This window comes from Halorhabdus utahensis DSM 12940 (genome assembly GCF_000023945.1).
Lineage (GTDB): Archaea > Halobacteriota > Halobacteria > Halobacteriales > Haloarculaceae > Halorhabdus > Halorhabdus utahensis.
Map to the genome: position 1 here is coordinate 972,947 of NC_013158.1, position 16,166 is coordinate 989,112.

The 16,166-nt window shown below is 66.1% G+C and carries 16 protein-coding genes; 9 read left to right on the plus strand and 7 right to left on the minus strand.

All coding sequences use genetic code 11. The features are described 5' to 3' along the window. The first annotated feature begins 215 nt into the window (after positions 1-215). From HUTA_RS04940 to HUTA_RS04955, 4 genes are all read left to right on the plus strand, one after another. Positions 216-881, plus strand: a complete 666-nt coding sequence (locus HUTA_RS04940) for a SatD family protein (RefSeq protein WP_015788768.1) — start codon at positions 216-218, stop codon at positions 879-881. Continuing rightward, positions 878-1,633 (plus strand): DUF3307 domain-containing protein, encoded by a 756-nt coding sequence (locus HUTA_RS04945; protein WP_015788769.1) that lies wholly within the window; start codon positions 878-880, stop codon positions 1,631-1,633. Before HUTA_RS04940 ends, HUTA_RS04945 begins: the two co-directional genes overlap by 4 nt. A 168-nt stretch (positions 1,634-1,801) precedes the next feature. Continuing rightward, positions 1,802-2,938, plus strand: a complete 1,137-nt coding sequence (locus HUTA_RS04950; protein WP_015788770.1) for a 60S ribosomal export protein NMD3 — start codon at positions 1,802-1,804, stop codon at positions 2,936-2,938. Further along, entirely contained in the window at positions 2,931-4,028 is a 1,098-nt protein-coding gene (locus tag HUTA_RS04955; protein WP_015788771.1) for a class I SAM-dependent methyltransferase, read from the plus strand. Before HUTA_RS04950 ends, HUTA_RS04955 begins: the two co-directional genes overlap by 8 nt. Before the next feature lie 193 nt (positions 4,029-4,221). Here HUTA_RS04955 and HUTA_RS04960 read toward each other — a convergent pair whose 3' ends face one another. Together HUTA_RS04960 and HUTA_RS04965 are read right to left on the minus strand one after the other, a co-directional pair. Next, positions 4,222-5,049, minus strand: coding sequence for a purine-nucleoside phosphorylase (locus HUTA_RS04960; protein ID WP_015788772.1), 828 nt, complete (start codon positions 5,047-5,049; stop codon positions 4,222-4,224). Positions 5,050-5,126: 77 nt separating this feature from the next. After that, positions 5,127-6,893 carry an ATP-dependent DNA helicase gene (locus HUTA_RS04965; protein ID WP_015788773.1) on the minus strand — a complete coding sequence of 589 codons (1,767 nt, stop codon included), beginning with the start codon at positions 6,891-6,893 and terminating at the stop codon, positions 5,127-5,129. Between the two features lie 147 nt (positions 6,894-7,040). Between HUTA_RS04965 and HUTA_RS04970 the strand changes: the two genes are divergently transcribed. Continuing rightward, entirely contained in the window at positions 7,041-7,898 is an 858-nt protein-coding gene (locus tag HUTA_RS04970) for a YkgJ family cysteine cluster protein (RefSeq protein ID WP_015788774.1), read from the plus strand. A 184-nt stretch (positions 7,899-8,082) separates the two neighbouring features. On the opposite strand, the gene HUTA_RS04975 is transcribed toward HUTA_RS04970, so the two are convergent. Together HUTA_RS04975 and HUTA_RS15520 are read right to left on the minus strand one after the other, a co-directional pair. Then, positions 8,083-10,026, minus strand: coding sequence for a PGF-CTERM sorting domain-containing protein (locus HUTA_RS04975; protein WP_049941193.1), 1,944 nt, complete (start codon positions 10,024-10,026; stop codon positions 8,083-8,085). Between the two features lie 225 nt (positions 10,027-10,251). After that, a complete protein-coding gene (locus HUTA_RS15520) occupies positions 10,252-10,425 on the minus strand; it encodes a DUF5786 family protein (RefSeq protein ID WP_008525757.1) in 174 nt (57 codons plus the stop codon). Between the two features lie 183 nt (positions 10,426-10,608). On the opposite strand from HUTA_RS15520, the gene HUTA_RS04980 reads away from it, so the two are divergent. The 3 genes from HUTA_RS04980 (at position 10,609) to HUTA_RS04990 (ending at position 12,433) form a co-directional block, all read left to right on the plus strand. Then, complete coding sequence (locus HUTA_RS04980) at positions 10,609-11,346, plus strand: beta-ketoacyl-ACP reductase (protein ID WP_015788776.1); 738 nt, start codon at positions 10,609-10,611, stop codon at positions 11,344-11,346. A 76-nt stretch (positions 11,347-11,422) separates the two neighbouring features. Beyond that, positions 11,423-11,911, plus strand: a complete 489-nt coding sequence (tsaA, locus tag HUTA_RS04985) for a tRNA (N6-threonylcarbamoyladenosine(37)-N6)-methyltransferase TrmO (RefSeq protein WP_049941194.1) — start codon at positions 11,423-11,425, stop codon at positions 11,909-11,911. A 120-nt stretch (positions 11,912-12,031) separates the two neighbouring features. After that, positions 12,032-12,433: a universal stress protein gene (locus HUTA_RS04990; RefSeq protein ID WP_015788778.1), complete on the plus strand. Its 402-nt coding sequence runs from the start codon at positions 12,032-12,034 to the stop codon at positions 12,431-12,433. Between the two features lie 34 nt (positions 12,434-12,467). Here the strand turns inward: HUTA_RS04990 and HUTA_RS04995 are convergent, their stop codons facing one another. Genes HUTA_RS04995 through HUTA_RS05005 form a run of 3 tightly spaced genes read right to left on the minus strand, consistent with a single transcriptional unit; the run spans position 12,468 to position 15,368 of the window. Beyond that, positions 12,468-13,526 carry an ABC transporter ATP-binding protein gene (locus tag HUTA_RS04995; RefSeq protein WP_015788779.1) on the minus strand — a complete coding sequence of 353 codons (1,059 nt, stop codon included), beginning with the start codon at positions 13,524-13,526 and terminating at the stop codon, positions 12,468-12,470. Beyond that, a complete protein-coding gene (locus HUTA_RS05000; RefSeq protein WP_015788780.1) occupies positions 13,523-14,362 on the minus strand; it encodes an ABC transporter permease in 840 nt (279 codons plus the stop codon). The genes HUTA_RS04995 and HUTA_RS05000 overlap by 4 nt, the downstream gene beginning before the upstream one ends. A gap of 49 nt (positions 14,363-14,411) precedes the next feature. Then, on the minus strand, positions 14,412-15,368 hold the full coding sequence (locus HUTA_RS05005) for an extracellular solute-binding protein (RefSeq protein WP_015788781.1): 957 nt from the start codon (positions 15,366-15,368) through the stop codon (positions 14,412-14,414). 106 nt (positions 15,369-15,474) lie between these two features. Here HUTA_RS05005 and HUTA_RS05010 point away from each other — a divergent pair, with 106 nt between their 5' ends. After that, complete coding sequence (locus HUTA_RS05010; RefSeq protein ID WP_143920327.1) at positions 15,475-16,155, plus strand: TOBE domain-containing protein; 681 nt, start codon at positions 15,475-15,477, stop codon at positions 16,153-16,155. Positions 16,156-16,166: the final 11 nt, after the last annotated feature.

The following is a 16,166-nucleotide window of genomic DNA, read 5'->3' on the forward strand; positions in this document are numbered from 1 at the left end:
CGACTCAGTATGACACAGATGGCCCAAATAGTTCGCCAATATAGCCGAATGTAGTATTAGTTCGCTTTCTAAGCCGAATACATGATTGATTCACTTCTAAAGCCGAATGTGTGGTTTGTTCGTCCTGATCACGAACTCCGACCGCAGTCGAAATACTGATATGAGTTGGCCCAAAAACCCGAACCTGGTCCCAATTCGGCAAATGAGGCGAACAAATGAACGAGGACAGTGCCACTCCCCGATACGTCGCACTGATCGGAGACATCCGCGGTTCCCGGGAGCTGGCGGACCGCAACGAAGTACAGAATGAATTCAAAAGCGTTGTAGACTCCCTCAACAATCACGTTCCGGACAGGTCTATCGCGTCACCGTTCACCGTGACGACAGGAGACGAGTTCCAGGTACTCCTCACGGATGCCAAGGCTGGCGTCGAAGCTGCGGTCTCGGCGAGCGATCAGTTCCACCCGGCCGGATTGCGATTTGGGATCGGCCAGGGCGAACTGGACACGGCGGTTAATCCGGATCAAGCCATCGGGATGGATGGCCCATGCTTCCACCGAGCCCGGGAAGCGATCAACTCGGCTCGAAAGGACGGGGCGTGGATCCGCGTGGCCGGTTGGTCGAACGGGATCGACGACCACGTCAATTCGATGTTCGACCTGGTGCAATGTGTCCGTGAGGATTGGACGGACCGACAGGCCCAATTTGGGCGGGCACTGAAGGAAGAAGACACGCAAAAACGTGTCGCGAGCCGCTATGGGGTCTCGAAATCCACCGTCAGCGAATCACTCAGTGCCGGACACGTCCATGCGGTACGGGCTGGGGAGAACTCGCTTGGGACGTTACTACAGGACACCTTCCCCGGCGGTGAGAGCCCATGACCGGGTGGTTGACCGCGCTCGGGCCGGAGGGGACGGCCCTCGCATTGCTCCTTCTGGGTCACGTCCTCGGCGACTTCGTCTTCCAGACGGATGCACTGGCACGGAACAAACACAGATGGGGGCCACTGCTCGCTCACGCCGGGATCGTCCTCCTCGTCCACGGTGTCGCGTTCATCCCGCTATTGACTCCCCAAACGGTCCTGATCATCGGCTTCGTCGGCGCCTTTCATTTCCTCATCGACGCCGTCTCGGCCCGGATACGAAAGCAGAGGGCGGCGTCTGCGCATCTCTTTCTCGGGGATCAGATGGCTCACCTGGTGGTCCTTCTCGTTGGCTGGTCCCTGATCGACCCCTCGGCCTGGACGAACGCGCCGGTTGTGACCAGCCTCGGCGGGGAAACCTCCCTACCCTGGTCAGAAATGACCATCGGGGCGGTGTACCTCTCCGCGTTCGTCTTCGCTCACGAAGGCGGAAACACGATCGTCCGCGGAATCCTCCCGGCAGACGGCCCCGAATCTCCGGAAGGGGATCTGGAGGCTGGTTCCCTCATCGGGAGCTTAGAACGGTGGCTCATCCTCGTCCTCGGCCTGGCTGGCCGCTGGGAAGCGGTCGCGCTCGTGGTGGCGGTCAAGTCGATTGCTCGTTTTGAGGAGCTAAAGCAACGTCCGTTCGCCGAGTACTTCCTCGTCGGAACCCTGGCCAGTGTGCTGGTGGCAATCGCGCTGGTAGTACTCGTCTCTGTCCTGGTGTGAGAACGGGGGCGACACCTGCTTGCCGAAGACAGTGTCGTAGATATGAACCCCACGGGAACTGAAGCAACGACAACGTCGACAGACACCGAACACTCCTGAGAGAAGCCCACAGATCCAGGACGACCGAACCCGCGCCGTTTTTACAGACCAATCCCCTACCGCAGTGTAATGACGCGATCGGGTGCGTTCTGTCCGCGGTGTGGCGATGCGATCGAGAGCGACCCGACCGAGCGGCCGGGCCAGCCTGGCGCGCACGATCCCGACAGCGTGCTGTGTGACGCCTGCTACTTCGAGGAGTTCGACCTCGTGGACGCGCCCGAGCGGATCGAGGTCCGCGTCTGTTCGCGGTGTGGGGCCGTCCACCGGGGCAATCGGTGGCTCGACGTCGGTGCGGAGGACTACACCGACGTCGCGATCGAGGAAACCAGCGAGTCGCTGGGTGTCCACCTCGATGCGACCGACGTCTCCTGGCAGGTCGCGCCCGAGCAGGTCGACCGCAACACGATCCGGATGCACGCGACGTTTTCGGGGGTCGTCCGCGGGACGGCGGTCACCGAGGAGGTGGTCGTCCCCGTGAAGGTCTCCCGGCAAGTCTGCACGCGGTGTGGCCGGATCGCCGGTGGGTCCTACGCCTCGACCGTCCAGGTGCGGGCACGCGACCGGACGCCGACCGACGACGAGATCGAACGTGCCAAAGCGATCGCCCACGAAATCGTCGCCGACATGGAAGCGACGGGCGCTCGTGACGCGTTCGTCACCGAGGTCGGCGAGGACGACGACGGGGTGAACATCAAGGTCTCGACGACGAACATCGGCAAGCAGATCGCCAGCCGGATCGTCGGCGAGTTCGGCGGATCCTTCTCGGACTCGGAGACGCTGATCACCGAGGACGAGGACGGCAACGAAGTCTACCGGGTGACCTACGCCGTCCGGTTGCCGCCCTATCGACCAGGCGAGGTTATCGACCCGGAGGACAGTGACGGGCCGGTCATCGTTCGGAGCGTCCAGGGCAATCTCAAGGGAACGCGGCTGAAGACCGGCGACGCCTACGAGGCGAGTTTCGAGGCGGGTAATGCACCCGACGCCCGACGGCTTGGCGATCAATCCGACGGCGTCGAGACGACGCTGGTGGCGATCGAGGACGACCACGCCGTGCAGGTGCTCGATCCCGAGACCTACGAGACCAAATCGATCCCGCGACCGGACTATCTCGACGCCGACGCCGAGACAGTTCCGGTGTTGAAATCGCGAGCCGGGTTGCACGTCCTCCCGAGCGGCGAGGCGGACGAGATCAACGATGAGTGACGACAGTCCGATTCCGGACGACGAAGAGGAGGTGTCCGAGGTTCTCAGCGGCGAAAGTGAAGGGGCCGGGGTTCTCACCGGGGAATCTGAGGGTGAGCTCGCCGTCGTCGTCGAGAAACCCCGCGCCCAGCAAGCCATCGACGCCCTGACCGACGAGGGCGTCTACGACGCAGACCGGCGCGTCCGGGCCTACGGCGACGGCGGCGTCTCGATCCCCGTGACGGCCGTCCCCGAAACCGTCGACTTTCACGAAGTCGTCCGGCAGGTCGGCGATCCTCGACTGCGGACGCTGGCCGATCACCTCCGCGAGCGCGGGTGGACCGGAGCGGAGGTCGACCGTGCGCCGTCGTCGTGGGCCGTCGTCGGGAGCGTGATCCTCGTCGACGTGGGTGACGCGCCGCGACCGGCAGAAGTGGGTGAAGCGCTCCTCGACCTCCACGGCGAGGCCGACACCGTCCTCCAGCGCCACGGGATCGCCGGCGAGCATCGCGAGCCGAACGTGTCCGTCCTCGCTGGCGAGGGCGACACGGAAACGATCCACACCGAGCACGGCACGCGCTACGCGTTGGACCTCGCGAAAGTCATGTTCTCGCCGGGCAACAAGGAGGAGCGGTCCTACATGGGAGACAGAGTGGGAGACGACGAGACCGTTCTGGACATGTTCGCCGGGATCGGCTACTTCACGCTCCCGATGGCCCGTGCCGATGCTGACGTGATCGCCGTCGAGCGCAATCCGACGGCGTTCCAGTATCTGCTCGAAAACGCCCGGCTCAACGACGTGACCGACCGGGTCCAGCCCTACCGGGCCGACTGTCGCGACGTCGTCGACGGGGTCAGTGTCGATCGCGTTGTGATGGGTTACTACGACGCGTACAAGTATCTCGACAGCGCGCTCGATGCGCTCGAACCCGGCGGCGTCCTCCACCTCCACGAAGCGACGCCCGAAGACCTGATCTTCGAGCGGCCGATCGACCGGCTGGAGGCGGCCGCGAGCGATCGAGGCCGGTCGGTCGAGGTACTCGACACCCGCCGGGTGAAGTCCTACAGCGAGGGGGTCGACCACGTCGTCGTTGACGCTCGCGTCGACTAACAGAGACGGTAGTCATCGCGATGAGAGGGCAACATCTATTCGTCCCGGCCGTCAAGCAGCGATATGGACCGACAGCAGATCCTCGCGATCATCCTCGTCGTGCTGATGGTCGGCTCGTCGTTCGCCTACGCGGCAGCCAGCATGTTCTGAGCCGACCCGGGACGGTCGCTATTCGAGTGCCGAGAGCCGACGCTCACTCGAGTTCCGGGAAGCGCTGGAGCAGCGCCGTCACGTACGTCCGCAGATCGTCCTCAATCGTCTTGATCGTCTCGACGACCTCCTCGTGGGAGAGCGGGTCCCCGACCACGCCGGCAGCGTAGTTCGTGATCGTGGACATCCCGACGACGTCCATCCCCAGTTGGTTGGCGACGATCACCTCCGGCACGGTCGACATCCCGACGGCGTCAGCACCGACGGTGTCAAGCATCTCGATCTCGGCCGGCGTCTCGTAGCTTGGCCCCGGCATCCCCGCGTAGACGCCGCCGTCATGGATCGTGAGAGAGGAGTCAGCGGCGAGGTCGCGTGCCGCCGCGAGCAGGTCCGGGCTGTAGGCGTTGGTCATATCCGGGAACATCGGGCCGTCGCCCAGCCCCGCCCGGCCGATGAGCGGGTTGGTCCCCTGCATGTTGATGTGATCCTCGATGAGCATCACGTCCCCGGGTTCGTAGTCGGCGTTGATCCCGCCGGCGGCGTTCGTGATGAGGAGGCGCTCGCAGCCGAGTTCCCCAAGGGCCCGGATGGGCGCGACGATCGGGTCCATGTCCCCGGTTTCGTAGTAGTGGACGCGGCCGTCCATCCCCAGGACGCTGACCTCGCCGACCGTGCCGACGACGAACCGCCCTGCGTGCCCCTCGACGGTCGAGGCTTCGAGCGTCGGGACGTCCTCGTATGGCACGGACAGTTCGATCTCCATCTCGTCGGTCATCCCACCCAGCCCGGAGCCGAGAATCATCGCGGTCTCGGGGGTCAAGAGATCGTTCGCCTGGAGCTGTTCGCTGAGGTAGTCGGCCGGTGTCGTCATGGTCGATTTTGCGACTGACTCCCTATAAACGGGTGTGTTCACGGATCGCCGCCGGATTGTGCGGCCGCGACGCGCCCCTATTCCGTGTCCCAGACGTCGGCGACGGGGTTCGATTGCGACCGGGAGGAACTGGACCGGCGCGATCGCCGTGAGCCGCCCGACCCTGACCGACCGCTCCCGCCGTTCGACCGGCCGTCGGTCAGTCCAGCGAGCGCAGCGTCAGGATCGGCCGCCGGGAGATCGGGGCGCTCCATCCGGTCGACCTGCTCGGCGAACCACTCCGGCATGTCGGTCCGGGCGCGATCGAAGAGGTCCAGCAGGCTCGCGTCGGCGAGGTAGGTCACCCCGTGATCCTCGGGCGAGCGGACGATCCGCCCGGCAGCCTGAATCACCGTCCGGAGCGCACTCCGGTAGTACCACGCCCAGTCGCCGTCTTCCAGGCGACGCGCGACCCGTGAATCCCGCGTGTTGGGGTAGGGAGCCTTGCAGAGCAGTTGCCACCGACAGAGATCACCGTCGAGATCCAGGGCTTCTTCCATCTTCACCGAGAGAAAGACCGTCGGGTCGTCGCTGCGCTTCCAGGCGGCGAGTTGGCCGTCGCGGTCCTCGCTGTCGTGAGAGCGGACCCGATCGCCGACGCCGAGCGCATCGAGTTCGTCGGCAAGGGCATCCTGGATCGCGTAGGAGTGACAGTGCACCAGCCCGGGTTCTTCGGGATGACGGGCCATCAACGAGACGAGCGTCTCGGCGACCTTCGGAATCGTCGCATCGCGTTCCTCGTAGGTCATCTTCCCCTGCGTGACGTCCACTAGCGGTCGGTTCTCGACGGGGAAGGTGTGTTCGAGGTCGACCAGCGCCACGCGGCCGGGATCGAGACCGGCGCTCGCGCAGAAGGCGTCCTTGTTGAGGATCGTCGCCGAGAGCAGCGCGAACTTGTTCCCACGATCCCAGACCGTATGCGAGAGAAAGCGTTCGGGATTGAGGGGTTTAAACGTGGTTCGACCTCCCTCGCCGTCGGGCTGATCGACGACCCACGTCGTCGGACTGTCCGGATCGCGGACGGCCTCCTGGAACCACGTCAGATCCGACCGGAGTTCCTCCAGCCGGTCGCGTTCGGCGGCCTCCTCGGGTTCGAGTTCGACCTGGGCGCGGAGGTCGGTCAGCCGACGATCACAGACCCGGGAGAGCCCCGCGGCATAGTCAGCAGCCGTCTCGACATCGTCGATCTCAGGGGGCGGACGGGCGTCCCAGACGGGGACCGTATCGGGTGCGAGGTCGATCGCGGCGTACATCTCGGCCCACTCGCCCAGGCCGTGGGCCTCGTCGATGACGACCACGTCGCGCGTGCCGAAGACGTCCGAGCCGGCGGTTTGCATGAAATAGGCGAGCGTCATCGCGGCGATCGACTGGTTGGCGGCGATCGATCGATCCGAGAAGTACGGACACCGGTGTTTGACCTGGCAGTCGAACTCCCGCTCCCGGGCACAGGGTGCCTGGGTGACAGGGGTATCAGTCTCCCCCGAGAGGATGCACTTGTAGTTCGATTTCCCGCGGATGATCGAGAGGTCGTCGAGTAGGGGGTCGGCCGCCACGTCGTCGAGTTGGGAAACCTGCGGGGTGGTGTAGTAGGCCCCGATCGCGTCGGTCGCGCTGGCCTGGCTGCCCTGGCGGGCACACCCGGCGATGGCTCGCGCGAGCAGAGACTTGCCGCTGCCGGTCGGCGCGCGGACGAGGACGACGTCGTTGCCGGCCTCGAACGCCGCCCGGATGCGACGCAGGGCGTCCTCCTGGTTGCCACGGTAGGACGGCGCAGGGAAGGCCGACTCGATACGGGAGGGATCCACGCTTGCCCCGAACGGACGGACGGTCCTAAGCGCACCGATCGACGGTGTGGGTCGCCGGGACTCTCACCGTCACCCGCCTCACGTCGCCGAACGCAACGGTTCCGGCCCACCCACACGTCTTTGGTTCACGATAGCGTCTACCGAGACATGGAGGTCGACTGCGAGGGGTGTGCGGGCTGTTGCATCGACTGGCGACCGCTCGCCGCAGGGGACATCGACCACGAGCGCCGCGGCCCCTACGAACCGCTCGACGACGAGTACAACCTCGTCCCCCTCCATCGCGACGAGGTTCGTGGGTTCGTCGAGGAAGGGCTGACCGACGCGCTCGTCCCACGACTCTTCGCGAGCGAGAACGGGATCGACGTCGGCGGGATCTCCGTCGCGGCGATCGACGGCCGCCCGGCGTTTTTCGTCGGCCTGCGGTCGGTCCCGAAGCCAGTAGCTCCGTTCGGCCACGAGCCGACCTGGCTGTCGAGTTGCGTCTTCCTCGACCCGACGACGTTGCAGTGTCGGATCCACGATACCGAGCACTATCCGGCAACCTGCTCGACCTATCCGGGTGAGAATCTGGTGCTCGACGTCGAAACGGAGTGTGAGCGCGTCGAGGGCGAACACGGCGGCGACCGGTTGCTCGACGACGAACCACCCGCGGACGCGACGCCGAACTTCGGTCCCGCGGCGATCGGGGAGACAGTCTTCGCCCATCCGGATCCGGATCGGATCGAGGACGCGATCAGACGCCTTCGCGACGGTGACTCGACGAAGCAAGACCGCGCGGAGTTCGTCGCCGTCGCCGCGGCGTCGAGTCCGGGCACGCTCGAGATCGAACCGACCGAGTACGAACAGGTTCGCGGGCGGGCAGCGACCGCAGAGTCATGGGTCAGTGCGGCGATTACCGACTGGCGACGGCGGGGAGGAATTGAGACGGCCGACCCGGCACTCGCGACCACGGTCGAAACCCAGCGCGGAGCGACACCGACGCCCGGCTGGAACCGCGACCACTGATCGTGCCAGGAGTGAGTCCTCCCCAGACCGGCCGAGTGCAGGCCCGGATCATGACGGTTGACTCTTCGGGCGTCCGTGCGAGGAGCGTCGCCGGCTGGACCTGCTGGCGAACCAGATCGGATCGTCGATTCAACGTGCAAGCGACCCGCGAAACCAGCGCCAATGCAGCCGGAGATACTTCGCGTTACTGCCGCCGGGCGAGCAGCGCCGCGCTCACAACACCGATCAGCCCCGCGACGACACCGAATCCTGGGCCGGACTCGTTGGTGACCGCCTCGATGTCAACGTCTTTGTCGAGGTACTCGGCGGCCGCCTCAGTGTTCGGCTGTGGGAACTCCCGGTCCCACTCGGCAGGCAGGTGGACGGTAGTGCGCTCGCTCACGCTCGTGAGAGCGTGGACGTCAGCGGCCGTCACGGCCGTCCCGTCATCCACGAGATCATCGGCGAAGACGTACAGGGTAGCGGTGTCGCCATCCGTCTCGCTCGACGCGCCGGTCGGCGTGCCATCGAGGCGAGTCGGCATCATCGCAGCCGCATCTTCGAACCGGGCACCGACCTCCATTTCGGCTCCATCTTCCCCGGCGCTCATGTCCATCCTGGCGATGTCGGGGTCGGCCGCGTCGATCGAACCCGCCAGCGTCTGCATCTCGGGACCCATCGTCCGGTCCTCAGCGATCATCTCGAACATGCTACCGACGAGGTCCTCCTGATTGACGGTAAGGGCCCCGTCGGCGGTGATCTCCTCGCCCTGTGTCGCGGCCTCCAGGGAGAACGCCATGCCAGTCCCGATGTCGATGCCGCGGTCTTTGAGTTCCGCAACGTAGTTGTCCCAGTTGTCCGTGTCACTGGAGACCATCGCCTCGATGACGAGATCCTCCTCCTCCTCAGTAGCCATCGAGGCGTTCCAGGTGAACTCGGTCGCCAGATCGGATGCCTGCTGGGCCGTCAGAATTGCCTTGAGATCCGCAAGCTCGTCCGTGTCGACACCCTCGGTATTGGCGACGTCAGCCGACTCGATCAGGGAGATCAGCGCCGTCGTCATGCTGTCAGTTTCCTCGAGTGCGATGTCCCAGCTTACGTCCGTCGTGGTCGCGGATTCCGCCATGGAGAACTCGAAGGTCTCGATGTGCAGGTCAGTGATCGAGGCGGCGATCTCCCGGGCATCGTCCTGGGTCACGTTGAGATCGGACTCCTGGAGGAGCTGTCCGGCCAGCATGTTCTCCAACCCGTCCTCGATGCCAGTGTACTCGACGGTGAACGCAACGTCGATCCAGTAGGTACCGTCATCGAGTCTCTCGAAGTCGTGACTCTCGAGGGTCAACTCGCCTTGCCCGCCCATCATCTGGGCGGTGGCAACATACTGAGATTTGAGGGTTTGGCGGGCCTGCTGTTCGCTCTCCCATCCACCAGCCTGGAACTCGCTGACAGCCTGTTTCTGGGTCACCGAGGCAGTATAGCCCTCGTCAGTGTCATCGACCGAGAGTTCGAGAACCTCGGTGCGGTTGGGACCGTCACTAAGCCCCATCTGCTGTTCGATCGAGAACTCGCCGCTGGTCGCGATCGTGTCCGACGTCGTCGTGAGATCGCCGCTAGTCGCGATATCGCCGAACAGCATTGCCATACCGCCCGACTCGGCGATCGTCATCGAGAGGTCGCCGTCGAAATCGTTGCCCTCATCGGAGACCTCACCCGAGAGGTCAACCGAGAGGTCGGCGAGATTCTCCGGGCGCTCGGCGGTCATCTCACCATCCACCCCGAAGCGATCGCTCTCGAGGACGCCGGTCATCTCACCGCTAACGTTTTCGAAGTCCGAGTTCACGTCCTCACTGCCCACCGTCGCGTGGAACAGCCCCTCGGCCACGTCGGCGTTGACCGCTGTGGATTCACCGTCCTCGAGGTCGGTCTGGTAGGCGAAGACGGCATCACCGTCTTCCTCGACGTAGACGTCGTCGGCATCGCCCCAGCCCCCGGCAAAGACCTCCGTCTCGCCAAGTTGCTGGCTGTCGGCCGCCACGATACCACCCGTTAGCACCACCGCACCGCACAATCCCACGACGAGCACGACCATGACCGACGCCGGCCACGAGCCGTTCCCGTCGGAGTCTGTCGTCCGTGACTGTCGAGCCATGCACAAATGAATTCTACAGCTTTCATTAAGTTTTGGTATTCCCACAATCAAGATCTTCTCACGGCTGAACGGGTCTGTGGATCCAGGCTGGGGCCGTCTGCGTTTGCGCACCGACCATTGAACGGCCACGTGACGATGGCTCAGGTGGTTCCTGACCGACAGCGCACAGGCTACCGATAGCGAACACTCAGGGGCGGCACTGTCACCGGCGAGCAAGCGGGGCGATCAATCGGACTGGATCTCCTTGAACGTCTCCAGCAGTTCTTCGGTCGAGTCGTCGCTGTCGTAATCGACACTGCCGTGGTAGTCCGTTCGGTCGTCGTCGAAACTCGCATCGACCGAACTGTTCTTGCGTTCACGGCGCTCGTGTTCCTCGTCGTCGTACGCACCCATAGACATGGTGTACCATACCGACCTTCACGATATATCCCTATCAATGTAACGGTCTCCCACGGGGGAGTGACACACGGGATTGAACGCGGAATATGATCGTCAAGCAGGCGTCGCGTGGCCAATTCGGGGCCCGCTGGCCAAATTTGCGGCACGCCGAACTGTTTTGAATCCCTCCGACAGAAAGCAGGTATGGAACCGAAGACCTGTGTCGTGACGGGTGCATCACGAGGGATCGGCCGTGGAATCGCCGAACGGTTCGGCGAGGCAGGCTGTAAGGTCGCTGTCAACTACCGAAGCTCCGGCGAGGCCGCCCGTGAGGTCGTCGAGACGATCGAAGACGCCGGTGGGTCGGCGATCGCCGTCAAAGCCGACGTGACCGAACCCGAACAGGTGCAAGCGATGGCCGAGGACGTCGAAGACGCCTTCGGGACAGTCGACGTGCTGGTCAACAACGCCGGCATCAATCAGGACGTCTTCTTCAAGGAGATGAGTCACGAGCAGTGGGACACCGTCCTCGACGTCCACCTGGACGGGGCCTTTCACTGCACCCAGACCTTCTACGACGACATCGCGGCCGCTGAGAGCGGTCGCCTGATCAACATCTCCAGCATCGTCGCCAAGGGCGGTAATCTTGGGCAGGCCAACTACGCGACGGCCAAGGCCGGCATCTTCGGGTTCACCCGGACGCTCGCCCAGGAACTCGCCCGCGAGGGATCGACGGCCAACTGCGTCGCCCCCGGGTTCATCGAGACGAGCATGGTGACCGACCTGCCCGAGTCGATCATCGAGCAGGTCGAGGAAGACACCCCACTCGGCCGGATCGGCGACGTCGAGGAAGTCGCCGACGTCGTCGCCTTCCTCGCGAGCGAGCGGTCATCGTTCATCACCGGCGAGGTCATCGACGTCAACGGCGGGATGGATCTCTGATCGTGGTCACCGTGGGCGGTGCCCGCCGGAGTCGGAACCCATCGAATTGATGGCCGTGGCGGGCCCCTGTATCGGCATGGCCGACGAAGCACTCGCGCTCGATCCGATCGGCACGATCCACTCGCCGTTCGAGTCGGCGGTCGATATGCCGATCCAGCCGGCCGGGTCCGATGCCCGCGGGACAGTCGAACTCGAAGGAAGGTACGCCGACGGCCTCGCGGACCTCGGGGGCTTTTCGCACTGCATCCTCCTCTATCACTTCCACGAATCACCTGCGGACGCGCCGCTGTCCGTCGAGCCGTTCCTCGACGATCGGCCGCGGGGCCTCTTCGCGACGCGCGCCCCACGACGGCCCAACAGCGTTGGCCTCTCGGTCGTTCGGATCGAAGCCGTCGACGGCCCCACCATCGACGTCTCGGGCATCGACGTGGTCGACGGGACCCCGCTGCTCGACGTGAAACCCCTCGTCGGCCGCTTCGACGTGCCCGACAGCGTCGACGACGGCTGGATCGCTGCGAGCGACGACGCGGTCGAGCAGCGCCGGGCGGACGACCGCTTTCTCTGACGGAGACATACGACATACGTCTAATTCTATTTCAAATTACTGGTAGGAAACCCAAACGACATCGAAACTATTGCTATCTTCCAATTATTATTTCCGCTTTCTGGTCGAGTTCGTCGATTGATGTACACGGTACTGATGCCGGTCGACAGTAGTCGCGCCCGTGGAACAGCCCAGGCCGAGACCGTCAAGGCCCTGCCTGATGCCGCCGAATCCGTCGACGTGACGGTGCTGTACGTCTTCGCCGACGAGGCCGACGCCGATGGGCAGACGGTGGCGGACGTCCCCGGCGGCGAGGCGGCGATCGAGCGTCTCGAGGGGACCGACGTCGAATACGAGGTCGAGTCCCGGATCGGCGATCCCGCCTCGGAGATCCTGAACGTGGCCGAGGAACTCCCCGCAGACCAGCTCGTCCTGGGCGGCCGCAAGCGCTCGCCGTTCGGCTCGCTTCTGTACGGCAGCGTCACGCAGGCCGTCGTTCTCGACGCCGACCTGCCCGTGACGATCACCGGCCGCTCGAAGTGAGCGGGCGATCCCGGGTACGGGATCGCACCTTCGATCACGGACATCGGTTCGGCTCGTCCGGGAAGATGTGCAGCGCGGTGGGGTCGATCGCGATCGAGCGACGGTCGCCCGTGGCGATCTGTTCGGCGGTCCTGGCCGTGAGTCGCCCGAGGCCGTCGGCCGCGAGGACGACCGTCGCGCCGTCCCGTCCCGGCACCACGCGCTCGACCTCGACATCGAGGGTGTTCTCGGCGTTAGCCCCGTTCGCGAACTCGATCGCCGTGGGTCGGAAACCGACGACCACCTGCTCGATGCCAGTTTCGACTCTATCCGCCACGCGCAGTGTCGTCCCCCCGATCTCGACCGTCGTCCCGCCGACATCGGCCGTCGTCGCCTCACCGTCGCGACGCTCGCGGACGGTCCCCTCGAGGAGGTTCTCCACTCCCAGAAAGCGTGCGACCGTCGGCGTCGCCGGGTCGTCGAAGACGGTCCCGACGGGCCCCGCCTGGCGGATCGTCCCGTCGAAGAGCACGGCGACGCGATCGGCGACGACCGCGGCCTCCTCCTGATCGTGGGTGACGTAGACGACCGGAACGTCGAGACCGGACAGGATGTCCCGGAGGTCGAGGCGGAGTCGCCGCCGGATCGGTGCGTCCAGGCTCGAGAGCGGTTCGTCGAGCACCAGCGCGTCCGGATCGGTTACCAGTGTCCGCGCCAGGGCGACACGCCGGCGTTCCCCACCCGAGAGCGTCGTCGGGTCCCGATCCAGGAGGTCGCCGATCCCCAGCGTCCGGACCGTCCTCTCTATGTCGGCCCCCTCGGGCGCGCCGTATCGCAGGTTCCCGGCGACACTGAGATGCGGGAAGAGCGCGGCGTCCTGAAAGACCATGCCGACGTTTCGCTCCTCCGGCGGCAGTCCGTCGATCCGGGTTCCAGCCAACGAGACCGTCCCCGACTCCGGCGTCTCGAACCCGGCGATCACTTCCAGTAGCGTGGACTTCCCCGCGCCCGAGGGACCGAGCACCGCGGTCACGCCGTCTTCGACCGAAAGCGAGAGCGGGCCCAGCGAGAAGTCCCTCCGGGTCGCCTCGATGCCGGCCAGCGCCAGGCTCATGGCGAGAACTCCAGGGACGTACCCAGCAATCGAAGGACGAGCACGACCGCCACGCCGGCACTCAGCAGCGCGACCACCAGCGGGACCGTCGCGTCGGTCCCGCCGGCGACGAACTCGACCCAGATCCGCGTCGGCATCGTCTCGGGCGGATGGCCAAGCAGCATCGTCGCGCCGAACTCACCCAGCGCGCGGGCGAACGTCAGGACGATCCCGGCGACGATGCTCCCCCGTGCCAGCGGCAGCGAGACCGTCCAGACCGTCGCCAGCGGCCCCTTTCCGAGGTTCCGGGCCGCCCGCTCCAGATCGCGATCGACCGACGCGAACCCCGAGCGGGCGGTCACCACGAGAAACGGCGCGGCGACGAACGTCTGGGCGAGGACCACCCCGGCGTAGCCCTGCGTCAGCGGGAGGCCGAGCGCCGCGGCGGCGCTCCCGATCGGCGTCAGCCGGCCGAAGGCACTCACCAGCACGACGCCGCCGACGACCGGCGGCGTCACCAGCGGCAGGATGACCAGTGCTTCCAGGAGTCGCTTGCCCCGGAAACTGTACCGGGCGAGGACGTACGCCAGCGGGACGCCGAAGACCGTCGCCAGCAGCGTCGCCACCGGCGCGGTCACCAGCGAGGTGACGATCGCCGACCGGACCGCCGGATCGGCGAATGCGCCGGGGGCGGGAAGTCCGTGCTCCAACAGGAACGCGACGAACGGCCCCAGGAGGTACGCCACGAGGACGGCCCCCAGCAGTGCGACGATGGTCCACTGGCCGGTCGCGCCCGGCGTCGGGAGCGTCCGGTTGCCGCCGGTGGCCGATTCCCGGCCCCGATCGGTGGCGCTCACGGCCGTCCCTCCCGCTCGATGCTTTCCGGGACCGTCGAATCGGTCCCGATCACGGTAGCACCCCGTCCGGCACGTCTCCGTGCCCCTTCGGAACGCCGTCGGGCACGACCAGCCCCGACTCCCGGAGAGGGGCCGGCCGCTCGGCGAGCAACCGGACGAACCGCCGGCCCGCCTCGGGGTGCTCGGCGTTCGCCGGGACGGTCGCGTTGTATCGGATCGGCCGCCCGGGCAGCGAGGTGCCGTCCTCGGTCGTGTAGGTCGCGGTGGCGTAGTGGTCGGCCAGCCCGGGGTCGGCGAAGTTCAGCTCCGGCGGGAGTTCGACGCTTGGCACGTCCCAGTCGTGGGCCATGTTTCGGTAGGCGACGGCGGCGGCCCGCTCGCCGCTCTCGACGGCCGCGAGTAGTTGCGGTTCCTCGGGCTCGATCACGGTGTTGGCCCGGAGGGCCCCGGCCAGTCCGGGCTCGTCGTAGTACGATTCGGCGAGGTCGAACAGCTGGATCGCCCGATAGCCGAGCGGATCCAGGTCCGGATCGGTCCGTGCGATCCGTCCGTCCGCAGCGGCCAGTACCGCGTGCCAGGGTTCGCCGTCGGCGAGTCGGGCCCCGATGTCGGTCTCGGGGTTGTACGCGATCACGAGCGCGTTCGTCGCGAAGACCACGTCCCAGTCAGCGAGTGTCGGCTGGAGTCGCTCACGAAGCAGTTCCGCGTCGGCACTGACGACCACGTCCGGGCGACGCTGGCCGTCCTCGACCAGTCGCATGACTGCACGGGACCCGTAGTACGTCCCCTGGAACCCGAAGTCAGTCGCTTCCTCGAAGGTCGACCCGACCCGCTCCTCGAAAGCCGACGCCAGACTCCCCGCCGAGAGGACCGACACCGTGCTCGCGCTGCTGGCGAGACACCCTCCAAGTGTCCCCACACCCAGCGTGGCCGCTCCCGCGAGGAACCCGCGGCGCGAAACCCGCTCCAGGCCCCCGGATCCCGGGTGATCGTTCCGTTGTTCCATTCGAGATATAACGACGATGTGTCTTCTCGGACATAACGGTTGTGTCGAACCCAATAGTTGCCCGGCGGTGGAAACCTCTATGCCCGGCCCGGGGCTAGGCGCCGACATGGACGCGGGGTTTTCCGCCCACCTGCGGATCGGCGGGGTCACCTTCGACGGCGACGACGCCGCGCTGTTGCGGGCGATCGAGGATCACCGGTCGCTCAATGCCGCGGCCGAGGCCCTCGGACGGTCGTATTCGCGGGCCCACCAGCGCGTGACCGACCTCGAGTCGGCCGTCGGCCCGCTGGTCGAGCGCCGCCGTGGCGGGGCCGACGGCGGCGGCAGCGAACTCACGGACGACGCCCGGGACCTCCTGGCGCGGTTCGCCCGCCTGCAGGCCGCACTCGAGGGGACCGCCCGGACCGAAGAGGTCGTCCTCTCGGGGACCGTCCGCGAGCGCGACGGCGAACTCGCCACGATCGAGACCGGTGCAGGGATGGTCCGCGCGCTGCTGTTCGAGGACGCGACGGACGTCGAAGTCCTGTTCCGGGCCGACACGATCACGCTCCATCGGCCCGACACGGCCCCGCCCGCCGCGGACACCAGCGCCCGCAATCGCTTCCGGGGGACCGTGACCGATGTCGAGCGCGGCGAGGCGATCGCCCACGTCTCAGTCGCGGTCAGCGAGGAGGTGACCCTGCGGGTCGTCGTGACTCTCGCCAGCGTCGAGCACCTCGAACTGGCGGCCGGCAGTTCCGTCGTCGCGACGTTCAAAGCGGCCGCGACGCGGGCCGTCCCGCGCTGAACGGGACCGAC

Bases quoted from the DNA above. Each gene is read 5' to 3' on its own strand.
- HUTA_RS04940 (WP_015788768.1), top strand. From the start codon at position 216: ATGAACGAGGACAGTGCCACTCCCCGATACGTCGCACTGATCGGAGAC.
- HUTA_RS04945 (WP_015788769.1), top strand. From the start codon at position 878: ATGACCGGGTGGTTGACCGCGCTCGGGCCGGAGGGGACGGCCCTCGCA.
- HUTA_RS04950 (WP_015788770.1), top strand. From the start codon at position 1,802: ATGACGCGATCGGGTGCGTTCTGTCCGCGGTGTGGCGATGCGATCGAG.
- HUTA_RS04955 (WP_015788771.1), top strand. From the start codon at position 2,931: ATGAGTGACGACAGTCCGATTCCGGACGACGAAGAGGAGGTGTCCGAG.
- HUTA_RS04960 (WP_015788772.1), bottom strand. From the start codon at position 5,049: ATGACGACACCGGCCGACTACCTCAGCGAACAGCTCCAGGCGAACGAT.
- HUTA_RS04970 (WP_015788774.1), top strand. From the start codon at position 7,041: ATGGAGGTCGACTGCGAGGGGTGTGCGGGCTGTTGCATCGACTGGCGA.
- HUTA_RS04975 (WP_049941193.1), bottom strand. From the start codon at position 10,026: ATGGCTCGACAGTCACGGACGACAGACTCCGACGGGAACGGCTCGTGG.
- HUTA_RS15520 (WP_008525757.1), bottom strand. From the start codon at position 10,425: ATGTCTATGGGTGCGTACGACGACGAGGAACACGAGCGCCGTGAACGC.
- HUTA_RS04980 (WP_015788776.1), top strand. From the start codon at position 10,609: ATGGAACCGAAGACCTGTGTCGTGACGGGTGCATCACGAGGGATCGGC.
- tsaA (WP_049941194.1), top strand. From the start codon at position 11,423: ATGGCCGACGAAGCACTCGCGCTCGATCCGATCGGCACGATCCACTCG.
- HUTA_RS04990 (WP_015788778.1), top strand. From the start codon at position 12,032: ATGTACACGGTACTGATGCCGGTCGACAGTAGTCGCGCCCGTGGAACA.
- HUTA_RS04995 (WP_015788779.1), bottom strand. From the start codon at position 13,526: ATGAGCCTGGCGCTGGCCGGCATCGAGGCGACCCGGAGGGACTTCTCG.
- HUTA_RS05005 (WP_015788781.1), bottom strand. From the start codon at position 15,368: ATGGAACAACGGAACGATCACCCGGGATCCGGGGGCCTGGAGCGGGTT.
- HUTA_RS05010 (WP_143920327.1), top strand. From the start codon at position 15,475: ATGGACGCGGGGTTTTCCGCCCACCTGCGGATCGGCGGGGTCACCTTC.